The following is a 12,727-nucleotide window of genomic DNA, read 5'->3' on the forward strand; positions in this document are numbered from 1 at the left end:
GCTCAACGGATAAAAGGTACGCCGGGGATAACAGGCTGATACTGCCCAAGAGTCCATATCGACGGCAGTGTTTGGCACCTCGATGTCGGCTCATCTCATCCTGGGGCTGGAGCAGGTCCCAAGGGTACGGCTGTTCGCCGTTTAAAGAGGTACGTGAGCTGGGTTTAGAACGTCGTGAGACAGTTCGGTCCCTATCTGCCGTGGGTGTAGGATACTTGAGAGGAGTTGCCCCTAGTACGAGAGGACCGGGGTGAACGTTCCACTGGTGGACCAGTTGTCGTGCCAACGGCAGTGCTGGGTAGCTATGAACGGACAGGATAACCGCTGAAGGCATCTAAGCGGGAAGCCCCCCTCAAAACAAGGTATCCCTGAGGACCGTGGAAGACCACCACGTCGATAGGCCGGAGATGTAAGCACAGCAATGTGTTCAGTTGACCGGTACTAATTGTCCAATAGGCTTGATTTGATCCAGTAGAAGACAATCCTACTGATCACTCAAAAGCATACACACAAGTGTACTGACTTGGAGATCTGGAAAACCAAACCAAGGCGCAATCAGCCCGGAACGGTCAACCAGATATTTTGGCTTTTTCCTCGGTTTGGTGGTCACAGCACAAGTGAAACACCCGATCCCATCCCGAACTCGGAAGTTAAGCACTGTCGCGCCAATGGTACTGCGTCTTAAGACGTGGGAGAGTAGGTCACCGCCAAACCTAGAAAAAAGCCAACATTCTCTCAATACGATCAACAAAAACACAAAACCGCCCCGTGCAGAAATGCCGGGGCGGTCTTGTGTTCGGAAGGGGAGATAATGCCCCCACCCCATCAACCATCCGCCCGGCCAGCTGACCTGAGCACCAAGGTCATAGCGCAAACAGCAACCGCATGAAGATGATCGTGGGTGGATCGCGGTAAATCCTTCCATTCAAACCGATTGACACCTGATGGTTGAACGAATGATTGTTGCGCGAAGTCAAAGCTCAAACGATCGAAACACTCTTCGGCGTTTAGACCGCAGGAAAGGGTCGGATCAGACATGATCAATCAGCGCCTCGCTCACAATTCCATCACATATTTCTTTGTGATGGACGGTGCTAAATTCGAAACCCCTGGTCTGCTGTTGGCTGAATCGCTTCGTGGCGTGCTCGGTGATGGCCCTGATATCGTAGCATATACGCCCCATTCGAAGATTGCATCCATTCGGCCGGTGACACGGCGAATGATGGATCTGTTGCGCGTGGATGTTTGCGGGTTTGATGACCAGCACGTAAACTGGTCGCCGAGTTATCCACATGGCAATAAAATACTTGCGGCAGCAGAGCGACGCGATACTGATCTGTCTGTGTTCCTCGATACAGATGTTGTGTGTTTGGGCGCGCCTGATTTTTCTGTGGTCACTCCAACAACCCCGTTGTTCGCGACACCGGAAGGTGTTCCAACTTGGGGACGAGATGACGCCGATTGGACACCGGTCTACGACATGTTCGGGCTTGAGATGCCGGACTGGCGGGTAAAGCTGGTCAAGGGGCGTCGCCTGGTGGTTTTACCTTACTTCAATGCCGGAGTCGTGGGATTCGTCGAGCGCGGCAATCCCTCTGGCCAACGATTGCCTGATCTTTGGCTTGAGACGGCAATGGCGATTGACGCAAATCCCGTCATTAACAACAAACGGCCCTGGCTTGATCAGATTGCATTGCCCGTCGCTGCTGCCCGGATGGGTGGGAGAGTGGAGGTTCTGTCCGACCTGCATAACTACTCACCCTACCGTCTTAAGGACGGAGCAGAGTTGTCCAACGTAAAATTGTTCCACTACCGCATGCCCGCGCATTACAGAAAATATGCGGCCTGCAGGCAGATTACCGAGCAACTGCTGGCGCGAGCACCGGCCCGAATGAGATCCAAGGTTCGCCGACGGTTGGGTATGTTTGTGCGGGACATTCAGCTTCCGGAAGAGCTGATTGGCTAACAAGTCCTAACCTTTGATAGTTGGCCAACGAGCGGTCCCTGAATCTTGGAAAACGGAGGCCTAAGCAAAAGGCGCCCGTCACTCCGCCGCCGCACACCCCAGAAACCGCTCTACACGTGTTTGAACATCCGCCCAGATCGGCAGCAGGTCGGCGTTGTAATCCAGCACCACGTCAACACCGCTGGTGCGCAGTTGATGGGTGCAGGTCGGGCGGGGTGTGGTTTCAGGTGTCATGCACTCGATGAAGGCGTGGGGGCTTTGGTCGGGGTGCAAGGCGGCAAAGCTGGTGCGTGGTGCCGGGGTCGTGCCAACAAGGGGAACCAATCCAACGTCGTTTGGTGTTGCTGTCATCGACAAGGTTTCCAGCCGTTCGGAAATGTCGGGCAAATCGCTGATCAGCATGGTGATGAACGCGGTCTGGGCGTCGTTTCCTTGCTGGGTGGCCGATAGACGAAGCGCCTGTGCGCTGCTGACGGGCAGGAAGTTCGACACCATCATCCGCAACAGAAGTGATCCATGCCGCAGACCACTTTGCTGATCGGCCCGATGCTCCAGATAGGGGCTGGGCAGAGAGAGTTGGACCTCACCTTCGACCCCCATATCAAGATACAGCACCACCATGTCGACATCTGCGGTGAACAGGTGGCAAGGGTCCGCTTTTGGGGTGTTCAGAAGTGCATCATAGCTGATCGCGCGCGCGGGCAATGCGGTGGCAAGCGCGATGAGGCCAGAGATGAACAGGGCGCCAAATGGTTTCACGCTTCGACTATGCGCCCGTTGCGTCGTTTCAGCAAATCTTGCGTGTTCGTGCGTTTACTCTGCCGGCACGGAAACGCGCATCTGCAGGCTCTCTAGCCCCGGATTGACGGGCACGATGTCCCCGTTCGACCGGTGATCCAGCGATATGCTGTAGCGCATACCGTCCGGCCGTTCGTATCCTGCGTCGATGCCCGAGCGGAATTCGATCGGGTGGCCCATGACGGGACCGTTGCCGCGCAGCCAGAGACCGGGCATGAACGACAGCTGCGCGAAGGATCGTCCGCCCCAGAGGTGGAAGGCGTTCACCGCGCCCAGACCGATCCAGACATCGCCAAGGCTGTCCACCGAAACGCCGATTGTCGGCTGGAACGGGCCATAGCTGATGGGAAGATCGTGGCGATAATACGCCTCAGTCCCGATGGAATCGGCTTCGAAAATCAGATCGCCCGCAGAGATCACATGGCGGGCCACGGTGGCCGCCGGTTTCACACAGCCAGAGCCACAGTGATTGACCCACATGTCGATCAATCCGGTGAGCAGAAACAAGACCGCCAGTGTGCCGTCCATCCATGTATCCTTCCGTATTTTCAGATAGCTAACCAAATTGGCGCGCAATGTCACGCGACCGGATTCCCGTGCGTTTTTGTTACAGATTTTTTACCGAATGCGCTTGTAGTCCCGGAATCAGCGGCCTATATACACCGCATTGGCGCGGGATGGAGCAGCCCGGTAGCTCGTCAGGCTCATAACCTGAAGGTCGCAGGTTCAAATCCTGCTCCCGCAACCAAAATCTAATGACACCCCACCCTTAATACGGTGGGGTTTGTCGTTTTCGGACCTGACGATCAGAATTTGGTCGGACAAGCCCGGCCATTAATGAATGCATCAGGTCTGTAGTTCGTCAACCCAAGGTGGGTTTGCCCCAGCGCGTGACACCGTGATGGCTGCGATGCGTGCGCCAAAGGTCAGCGCCGCCTGCAGGTGGTTTGCGGAAATGTTGCGGATGGCGTCTTTGTTCAGAAGATCCAACTCGGATAATTTCGCCAACACACCTGCGTTGAACGTGTCACCCGCGCCGACGGTATCAACAACCGTGGCCCGCTGACTGGGTGCGGACACTTCAAGCCCGTTTGAGGTGAAGGCAGAAGCCCCTTCTGAGCCTTTCGTCACAATGACAACGGAGGGACCAGCCTGCAGCAGTCGCCGGGCTTTGTCGGCAAGATCGCCAGTGCCGGGCTGGATCCAGTCCAGATCCTCGTCGGACACTTTCACGATGTCCGACACAGACAGCATACGGTCTAGACGGTTCCTGTAACGATCGACGTCCTCGATAAAGTTGGGGCGAATATTCGGGTCCAGCATAACCATTCGGCCCGCCGCGCCCTGTTCTGCCAGATAAGCATAGGTGTCAGCGCCCGGTTCGCACGCAAGGCTGATGCCGCCAAAATAGAGCGCAGCGACATTGTCCGGAACGGTAGGCAAGTCACCTGGCAAAAGCATGCGCCCTGCAGAGTTTTCATCGAAGAAAGTATAGGTTGCCTGGCCATCGGACAGCCTGACGAAGGCCAGCGTTGTGTGACGGTCTGACCTTATCGTCAAGGATGTGTTCACATTACTGGCGTGTAGCGCCTGTTCCAACTGTGCGCCAAACATGTCAGTCGACAGCCCGGTTAGCATTCCTGTTCTCACGCCCAGCCGCCCCAAGGCGATGGCTGTGTTGAACACTGCCCCACCCGAATGCGGTGTAAAGCCCTCTTGCCCCGTCTCAGTTGGGGTAGGGATCATATCAATCAGAGCTTCGCCGCAGCAGAGAATCATGTTCCGGTCCCTCGGGTGATTGGTTTACTTTTCTAGTTATAACGATATAAACTTGACACGAGTCAACAAAAGGATGCTCTGAATTGAAGCTATGCTGCGCAGGCCAAAGCTTCATTTTACGTACTCCGGGTTAGCCTGCAGTATTTAAATCGTTAAAAAATACACCGAACACCGCGCAGTCAGGTAAGGTCGATGCCAAAACAGAATATCAGACCCACACAACGCACAATCGCTGATCGGTTAGGCATTTCGGTTGGCGCGGTCTCGCGGGCGTTGGCAAACGATGCACAGATGTCTGAAGAAACGCGTGCCTCGGTCCGAAAAACTGCCGAAGAGCTGGGATATACGCCTGACCGTGCCGCGCAACGCCTGCGTACTGGGCGGACATATGTCATCCATCTCATCCTGCCGCCGCATAATGAAATTCTTGGGTTCGGAAACCTTCTTGTAGGTGGCATCAGCGCTGGTTTGGTCGACACGCCCTTTGATTTGCTGGTTTGGCCTGATCATGGGAACGAACAATCGCTGGACCGGATCGAACGGATCGTTCGCTGCAATCTGGCGGATGGTATCATTTTTTCGCGCACAAGCCCGGATGACAGCCGCATCCGGTTTCTTTCTGAGGCTGGGTTCCCCTTTGCAACACATGGGCGGTCTGAATTTGCGACGCCGCATGCGTTTGTCGATTATGACAATCATGCGTTCGGCAAGCAGGCAGCCGAGAAGATGATCGAGCGTGGGGCGAAGCGGCTGGCGATCCTTCTGCCTGATGATCGGTTCATGTTTCATCATCATCTTCTGCATGGGTTTATGGCAGCGGTGCGGGCCGCCGGCGTCGACTATGAAGTTCTTGACGGGATATCGCTGGATAGCGGGGGGCATGAGATATCGGATCAGTTACGCAACCGGTTAAGCAAGGCCAACCCGCCGGACGGGTTGATCTTTCCAGGTGATGTCTCGGCCTTGGCCGGGCTGGCGGCCATTCAGGACCGTGGTCTGACTGTGGGTCGCGATGTGCACGTCATGGTCAAGCAGACTTCTGGGGTGTTTGACCTTGTGCGGCCGTGTGTGGACAGCCTGCACGAAGACCTGTCGGCAGCCGGACGGTCGTTGGCCCAGATAATTGTTGATCGGATCAACGGCGTGCCTGCAGGGGATCTACAGCGCGTTCTTCCTGTGCTGACCACGCCGGATCACGCGCCCATTGCCGCGGATTAGCCAGCCGTAGTTCCAGCGATAATAAACAGAGGTTTTCATGACAGATTATCATCCATGTGCGCCCAAACCCCGGCACCGATTTGGTACGCCGGAACATCGTGAATTCTTGAGTTCTGATGCGCGGCGCCAGTTTTCGTTTTTCAACGAAAGCCTGCGCCCAGACGGTGGGTTCTACGTGCTTGGCCACGAAGGGGCGCCCCTTGCAGACACCGTGCAAGAGCTTCACACAACCACGCGCTTGGTGCATTCTTATGCGTTGGGAAAACTGGCCGGGTCACCGGGGTGTGATGCGGTGATTGATGCCGGGATGGACTATCTCTGGAACCATCATCGCGATGCAGATCATGGCGGATACTTCTGGGCACTGGACCGCGACGCCGTGCATGATGATCGCAAGCTGGCTTATGGTCATATGTTCGTGCTTCTGGCCGGGGCCAGCGCCAAGCTCGCGGGACACCCGGATGCAGATCGTTTGATCGACGATGTGAGCGCTGTCCTTGACCAGAAGTTTTGGGAAGACGACGCAGGGCTGTTTGCGGATGAATGGAACCGCGACTGGTCACCGTTTTCGACCTATCGCGGCATGAACGCAAACATGCATGGTGTCGAAGCTTTGTTGACCGCATACGAGGCAACGGGGCGGGATGGGTATCTTGAGAAGGCCGGTCGCATACTCGAATTCTTTACCGGCAGGATTGGTCCTGCGGAGAACTGGAGATTGCCCGAGCACTATACCGAGACTTGGCAGACTGATCGGGACTATTCCGGCAACCCTATGTTCCGTCCGGCAGGAACAACGCCGGGTCATTCCTTCGAATTTGCGCGGCTGTTGTTGCAATACTGGGATCTGCGCGGCCGCCCCGAAGAAGGGTCGCGCGACGCCGCGTGGGCGTTGACCGAACGCGCGTTGACAGATGCGTGGAACGCCGAAAGCGGGGGGCTGTATTACACACTGGATTTTGGTGGTGCTCCTGCGATCCGCGACCGCTACTGGTGGCCGGTGACCGAGGCCATCGGTGTGCTTGCAAGTTTCCTAAAGCTCGGCGGCACCAAGGAACAAGGCGACTGGTACGCGCGACTTTGGCAATTCGCGGACACCCATTTCATCGACCACGAGCGCGGTGGCTGGTATCCCGAAATTGATCAGGCCGGTCATCCAACCGTTACGCAATTCAACGGAAAGCCCGACATCTATCATGCCGTGCAGGCTTGCCTGTTTCCCCTTTCGACTCGATTGTCACATATTGCCGTTCATCTGGGTGGCGCTCTTCGATAAGCGTCCGAGAAATTTTGCGAACATGATTTGTGTCATTGCGCGCGCCCACCAGTTCAGTGCAATGGATCGGACCTGACCGGGCAGTCATTGAACGCCCAAACCCGTCTGAAAGAGGATCAAATGTATAAGAAAATTCTTGTCCCCATGGCGCTGGATCACGGTATCTCGCCCGAGACGCTTGAGATCGCCAGAAACCTTCTGGCGGAAGGTGGCGATATCACGGCGCTGCATGTCCATGAGGCTCCGCAAGCCTCTGTGAGTGCATATCTGAACGATGATATCGTGAAGGCCGGTCGCGATCATGCCCATAACACTCTGATGAAAAAAACAGAGGGGTTAGAGGGGGTAACGCCCGTGCTTCTGACCGGACACACGGCACGCACGATTATTGACTATGCGCACAAACACGACTTTGACTGCGTGGTGATTGGGTCGCATAGACCGGGCCTCAGCGACTTTTTCCTGGGGTCAACCGCGGCGCGGGTGGTGCGGCATTGTCGATGTGCAGTGCATGTTCAACGAACGCAGAACTGACAGCGTAACTGCCCGGGGGATAAACCACCGGGCAATTAGGAAAGAGAGGTTCAAAGCACCTCGTTAAAAAGCTGCGTCAGGTTCTCTTTGGTCAGTTCAATCGGGTTGCCACCGCATGAGGGGTCGATCAATGCGCCTTTCACCAACGTGTCAATCTCAGGATTGCTGATGCCCAGATCGCTGACGCGCTTCGGGATCGCCATGCTGTCATTGAAATCCTGAACGAAGGATTGGAAGCCTTCGAACCCACCTGTGATGCCCAGATAACCAGCGGCCAGATCAAACCGATCCTTGATCGCCGGTGCATTGAAGCGCAGCACCGCAGGCATACAGATCGCGTTCGTCGTGCCATGGTGGGTATGATACATCGCGCCAATCGGATGGCTCAGCGCATGGATCGCGCCCAGCCCTTTTTGAAAGGCGGTGGCCCCCATCGCGGCGGCGCTCATCATGTTGGCGCGTGCCTCGATATCGGTCCCGTCAGCATAGGCGCGGGGCAGGTTGTCGATGACCAGTTTCATCCCTTCAAGCGCGATGCCCTGGCTCATGGGGTGATAATGCGGGCTGGAATACGCTTCGACACAATGGGCGAACGCATCCAGACCCGTGCCCGCCGTGATGAATTTCGGCATCCCCACAGTCAGCTCCGGATCGCAGATCACCACGCTGGGCAGAACTTTGGGGTGGAAAATGATCTTCTTTTCGTGTGTTTGCGAATTGGTGATCACGCTGGCGCGCCCGACTTCGGATCCTGTTCCGGCAGTGGTCGGAACCGCAACGATAGGCGCGATGGCGGCCGCGTCGGCACGGGTCCACCAATCGCCAACGTCCTCAAAATCCCAAACGGGGCGCGATTGGCCAGCCATGAAGGCAACCATTTTGCCCAGATCCAGCCCAGATCCGCCGCCAAAAGCGATCACACCATCATGCCCGCCAGCCTTATAGGCTTCGACACCGGCGGTCAGGTTCACCTCGTTCGGGTTCGGATCCACATCTGAAAACAGACCGCGGCCCAGCCCTGCGGCCTCCATGATATCCAGCGTGTCCTTGGTGATCGGCAGATCGGCCAACCCTTTGTCTGTCACCAACAATGGCCGCTTGATACCCGCTTGCGCGCATGCTTCGGGAAGTTCTTTGATGCGGCCGGCACCAAACTTGATTGCGGTCGGATAGGACCAGTTTCCTTGCAGGCTCATGACGTCACCTTCTTCAAATGATAGGATTTCGGGCGCGTCAGGTTCTGATAGCCGATCACCGACAATCCCCCACCACGACCGGTGTTTTTGCAGCCGGTCCAGCACAGGCCCGGATCAAGATAATCTGCACGGTTCATGAATACCGTTCCGGTTTCAATCTGATCGCCCACGGATTGTGCGCGCTCAACATCACGCGTCCAAAGTGACGCTGTCAGTCCGAACTCGCTGTCATTCATCAGACGGATCGCCTCAGAGTCGTCTTTCACCGGCATGATGCCGACCACCGGGCCAAAACTTTCATCCCGCATCACACGCATATCGTGGGTGACATTGGTCAGGATCTGCGGCGTGAGGTATGCGCCGCCGTCATCTTCGGGGAAGGTGTCGATATGGGCCGTCGCACCGTCGGCTATTGCTTCGCTGATCTGGGCGCGGACTTCATCGGCAAAACGAACATTTGCCATTGGGCCAAGCGTTGTTTCCACATTCAGCGGATTTCCCAGCTTATAGCCTTTCACGATCTCGACAGCCTTTGCGACGAACGTATCAAACAGGCTTTCATGCACGTAAATCCGTTCGATCCCGCAACAGCATTGGCCCGCATTGAACATCGCACCGTCGATCAAAGTTTCAACAGCGGCATCCAGATCGGCGTCATCCATGACATATCCGGGGTCTTTGCCACCCAACTCGGTTCCAACACCGGTGAACGTACCTGCCGCGGCGCGCTCCATCGCCTGCCCGCCGCCGACCGAGCCGGTGAAGTTGACAAAATCAAACGCGTTGCCCGCGATAAGATCGTTGGTCACATCATGCGATAGAAACACGTTCTGAAACACGCCCTCGGGCAAACCGGCCGAGCGGAAAGCGGCTTCCATGCGCTCTCCGACCAACAAGGTTTGGGTGGCGTGCTTCAAGACGACGGTGTTGCCCGCGATCAGCGCAGGCGCGACCGTGTTAATCGCGGTCATGTAAGGATAGTTCCAAGGCGCAACCACAAACACGACGCCATGCGGCACACGTTTGATGTAACGCTTGAACGTTTCATCTTCACCAACCTCGATGTCGGCCAACGCATCTGCCGCAATCGAAGCCATATGGCCAGCACGTTCATTGAAGCCGCCAAACTCACCGCCATAGCGCACGGGGCGACCCATCATATGGGCCAGCTCTGGCACGATGTCGTCATTCATCGCCCCCACGGCGGCAACACCAGCCATGACCAACTCGATCCGTTCCGCCAACGGGCGCGCCGCCCATTCAGGTTGCGCCGCGCGTGACGAAGCTACAACGTCTTTGGCCTCATCAAGCGAAAGCACCTCTCGCGTTGCAAATACCGATCCATCAATCGGAGAGATACATTCCAATATCTGCTTCATTCTGTCCTCATTTCTGAAACACCCCTGCATTTTCTTGTTGAAAATATCCCGGGGGACGCCGAAGGCGGGGGGCAGCGCCCCCTTATGCCCTCTCAAACCCGCGTGCAATCTCCCAATCGGTGACCACACGCTCGAATTCTTCAATCTCGACTTCTGCGGCACGGGTATAGTGATCAACGACATCATCACCCATTGCAGCCCGCAACATGGCCGATCCATGCAGGGCGTCGCGTGCCGCTTGCAGGTTGCCCGGGATCATCCCCGTGTCGCCCTGATAAACATCGCCTACGGTTGGCTCCTGAAGCTCCAACCCTTCCTCGATCCCGGCGATCCCGGCGGCCAGCATTCCTGCAATGGCCAGATAAGGGTTCATGTCCGATCCGGGGATGCGGCATTCCACGCGCACCGCTTTGGTGCCTTCTCCGCATAACCGGAAGCCAGCCGTGCGATTGTCGACGGACCAGATGATCCGCGTAGGTGCAAAGGTGCCCTTCATGAACCGTTTGTAGCTGTTGATATAGGGCGCCATGAAATAGGTGTAATCCGGCGCATATTTCAGAAGCCCGGCCATGTAGTTTTTCATCAGGGCCGACATGCCCAGCTTGTCGTCGGCATCCGCGAAGGCGGGTTTGCCGTCCTTCCACAGCGATTGGTGCACGTGGCTGGAGGATCCGACCTTGTCATGGTGCCATTTCGGCAAGAAGCTGGCCGCATGGCCCTGTTGCCACGCGATTTCCTTCACCGCGTGTTTGGCGATGGTGTGAAAGGCTGCCGTATCCATCGCGGGGGCGTATTTGATGTTCAGCTCTTCCTGACCGGCCTCGGCCTCGCCCTTGGAATTCTCAATCGGCAAACCGGCGTTCCACAGGTGATTGCGGATCGGCCGCATCACGTGCTCTTCCTTGGTGGTTTGCAGGATGTGGTAATCTTCGTTGTAGCCCGAGATGGGGGCCAGATCGCGGAACCCGCCTTTGCGGATGTCCTCGAAACTCTTTTCGAACAGGAAAAACTCCAGCTCGGTCGCGCACATCGCGTCAAAGCCCATCTCGGCCAGACGGGCGACCTGTTTCTTCAGGATGGCACGGGGCGAATGGGGCACGTCTTCGTGGGTGTGGTGATCCAGCACATCGCACAGCACCATTACTGTGCCCTCAAGCCATGGCACCGGGCGCAGCGTGTCTAGATCGGGCTTCATGACATAGTCGCCATAGCCCCGTTCCCAACTGGTCGACGCGTATCCGTCCGGCGTTGCCATTTCCAGATCGGTGGCCAGCAGGTAGTTGCAGCAATGGGTTTCCTCCCATGCGCCCGCCACGAAATGCCCCGCGTGGAAGCGTTTGCCCATCAGTCGGCCCTGCATGTCGACAAAGCATACCAGAACGGTGTCGACATCGCCGGTGGCGATTTGGGATTTAAGGTCATCGAACGAAAGTGTTGGCGACATTGTGAAAGAACCTTCTGTATGTGTGCCGGGCGGAACCCCGCCCGGCGATATGCGTGCTGCAAGGCTTAGCCGTAGCGATACGGACGGCCAGCTTTCTGCATGTCTGCATTGTATTTCTTGATGATCTCCACGACCTTCGCCTTGGTTTCGCTTTCCGCGGCGATCTCGTCCCAGAACTTCACGGCGGCCTCTTCGACCTGTGCCCATTCGGCATCCGGGATGGTTGTCAGTTCCATCTTCGGCCCGTTTACACGCAGGCTGGCTTCGCCGCCCCAATACCACCACTGGCGGTAATAGTGTGATTGGTCGCAGCACACCCGGAACAGGGTTTTCAGGTCGTCCGGCAGCTCGTTCCACCGGTCCATATTGGCAAAGAACGACCCTGCCCATGCGCCCGAGATATTGTTGGTCAGGAAATAGTTGGTCACGTCTGCCCAGCCAACCGTGTAGTCTTCGGTGATGCCCGACCACGCGATGCCGTCAAGCTCGCCGGTCTGCACCGCGACTTCGATGTCTTCCCATGGCAGGGTGACAGGCACGACGCCAAACTGGCTCAGGAACCGGCCAGCGGTCGGGAAGGTAAATACGCGTTTGCCTTTCAGATCCTCAAGCGAGTTGATCGGATCCTTGGTAGCGAAGTGGCAGGGATCCCATGCGCCCGCGCTGATGTGTTTCACCCCGACCTTGGAGTATTCGGCGTCCCAGATTTCGTTCAGGCCGTATTGGTTGAACAGAACCGGCACATCCAGCGAATAGCGCGAGGCGAACGGGAAATACCCGCCGAACACGGTGACTTCTGTCGGTGACGCCATCGAGTCGTCATCCGACTGGACCGCATCAATCGTGCCGCGCTGCATGGCCTGAAACAGCTCGCCCGTGGGCACAAGCTGGTCGGCGAAGAACAGTTCGATCTGCATCCGGTCGCCAGCGATCTGGTTAAACATATCGATGGCGGGCTTGATGACATGCTCGGCCAGTGCAGGACCAGCATAGGTTTGCATCCGCCACGTGATCGTGGACTGCCCAAGCGCGGGCGTGGCAAGCGGCGCGGCCAGCGCACCGACACCGGCACCGGCGATAAACTTACGTCTTGTCGTCATTTCTCTTTCTCCTTGTTGTAAAATCATGGCCTGTTTC

The 12,727-nt window shown here is 56.8% G+C and carries 11 protein-coding genes, 1 tRNA gene and 2 rRNA genes; 7 read left to right on the plus strand and 7 right to left on the minus strand.

The window, feature by feature from the left end; all coding sequences use genetic code 11:
• The 3 genes from J3R80_RS02905 to J3R80_RS02915 form a co-directional block, all read left to right on the plus strand.
• Positions 1 to 466: ribosomal RNA gene (locus J3R80_RS02905) — 23S ribosomal RNA — on the plus strand; the annotation flags it as partial.
• Positions 467 to 598: 132 nt separating this feature from the next.
• Positions 599 to 713 (plus strand): 5S ribosomal RNA (rrf, locus tag J3R80_RS02910).
• Between the two features lie 323 nt (positions 714 to 1,036).
• Positions 1,037 to 1,966: a hypothetical protein gene (locus tag J3R80_RS02915; RefSeq protein ID WP_275392268.1), complete on the plus strand. Its 930-nt coding sequence runs from the start codon at positions 1,037 to 1,039 to the stop codon at positions 1,964 to 1,966.
• Positions 1,967 to 2,044: 78 nt separating this feature from the next.
• On the opposite strand, the gene J3R80_RS02920 is transcribed toward J3R80_RS02915, so the two are convergent.
• Together J3R80_RS02920 and J3R80_RS02925 are read right to left on the minus strand one after the other, a co-directional pair.
• Complete coding sequence (locus J3R80_RS02920) at positions 2,045 to 2,725, minus strand: hypothetical protein (protein ID WP_275392269.1); 681 nt, start codon at positions 2,723 to 2,725, stop codon at positions 2,045 to 2,047.
• Positions 2,726 to 2,779: 54 nt separating this feature from the next.
• Positions 2,780 to 3,292 (minus strand): acyloxyacyl hydrolase, encoded by a 513-nt coding sequence (locus J3R80_RS02925; RefSeq protein WP_275392270.1) that lies wholly within the window; start codon positions 3,290 to 3,292, stop codon positions 2,780 to 2,782.
• A gap of 143 nt (positions 3,293 to 3,435) precedes the next feature.
• Here J3R80_RS02925 and J3R80_RS02930 point away from each other — a divergent pair.
• Positions 3,436 to 3,512: transfer RNA gene (locus J3R80_RS02930), tRNA-Met, on the plus strand.
• A gap of 98 nt (positions 3,513 to 3,610) precedes the next feature.
• Here the strand turns inward: J3R80_RS02930 and J3R80_RS02935 are convergent.
• On the minus strand, positions 3,611 to 4,543 hold the full coding sequence (locus tag J3R80_RS02935) for a carbohydrate kinase (protein WP_275392271.1): 933 nt from the start codon (positions 4,541 to 4,543) through the stop codon (positions 3,611 to 3,613).
• 192 nt (positions 4,544 to 4,735) lie between these two features.
• Here J3R80_RS02935 and J3R80_RS02940 point away from each other — a divergent pair, with 192 nt between their 5' ends.
• The 3 genes from J3R80_RS02940 to J3R80_RS02950 all read left to right on the plus strand — a co-directional run bounded on the left by J3R80_RS02940 (position 4,736) and on the right by J3R80_RS02950 (position 7,571).
• On the plus strand, positions 4,736 to 5,761 hold the full coding sequence (locus tag J3R80_RS02940) for a LacI family DNA-binding transcriptional regulator (protein ID WP_275392272.1): 1,026 nt from the start codon (positions 4,736 to 4,738) through the stop codon (positions 5,759 to 5,761).
• Positions 5,762 to 5,798: 37 nt separating this feature from the next.
• Positions 5,799 to 7,037 carry an AGE family epimerase/isomerase gene (locus tag J3R80_RS02945; RefSeq protein ID WP_275392273.1) on the plus strand — a complete coding sequence of 413 codons (1,239 nt, stop codon included), beginning with the start codon at positions 5,799 to 5,801 and terminating at the stop codon, positions 7,035 to 7,037.
• Between the two features lie 120 nt (positions 7,038 to 7,157).
• Positions 7,158 to 7,571, plus strand: coding sequence for a universal stress protein (locus J3R80_RS02950; protein WP_275392274.1), 414 nt, complete (start codon positions 7,158 to 7,160; stop codon positions 7,569 to 7,571).
• A 50-nt stretch (positions 7,572 to 7,621) separates the two neighbouring features.
• Here J3R80_RS02950 and J3R80_RS02955 read toward each other — a convergent pair whose 3' ends face one another.
• The 4 genes from J3R80_RS02955 to J3R80_RS02970 form a co-directional block, all read right to left on the minus strand.
• Positions 7,622 to 8,767, minus strand: coding sequence for an iron-containing alcohol dehydrogenase (locus J3R80_RS02955; protein ID WP_275392275.1), 1,146 nt, complete (start codon positions 8,765 to 8,767; stop codon positions 7,622 to 7,624).
• Positions 8,764 to 10,146, minus strand: a complete 1,383-nt coding sequence (locus tag J3R80_RS02960; RefSeq protein WP_275392276.1) for an aldehyde dehydrogenase family protein — start codon at positions 10,144 to 10,146, stop codon at positions 8,764 to 8,766. The genes J3R80_RS02955 and J3R80_RS02960 overlap by 4 nt, the downstream gene beginning before the upstream one ends.
• A gap of 82 nt (positions 10,147 to 10,228) precedes the next feature.
• Positions 10,229 to 11,590 carry a glutamine synthetase family protein gene (locus J3R80_RS02965; RefSeq protein ID WP_275392277.1) on the minus strand — a complete coding sequence of 454 codons (1,362 nt, stop codon included), beginning with the start codon at positions 11,588 to 11,590 and terminating at the stop codon, positions 10,229 to 10,231.
• Between the two features lie 65 nt (positions 11,591 to 11,655).
• Positions 11,656 to 12,690: a TRAP transporter substrate-binding protein gene (locus J3R80_RS02970; RefSeq protein ID WP_275392278.1), complete on the minus strand. Its 1,035-nt coding sequence runs from the start codon at positions 12,688 to 12,690 to the stop codon at positions 11,656 to 11,658.
• Positions 12,691 to 12,727 lie beyond the last annotated feature (37 nt).

It is taken from the genome of Aliiroseovarius sp. Z3, from assembly GCF_029105185.1.
Lineage (GTDB): Bacteria > Pseudomonadota > Alphaproteobacteria > Rhodobacterales > Rhodobacteraceae > Aliiroseovarius.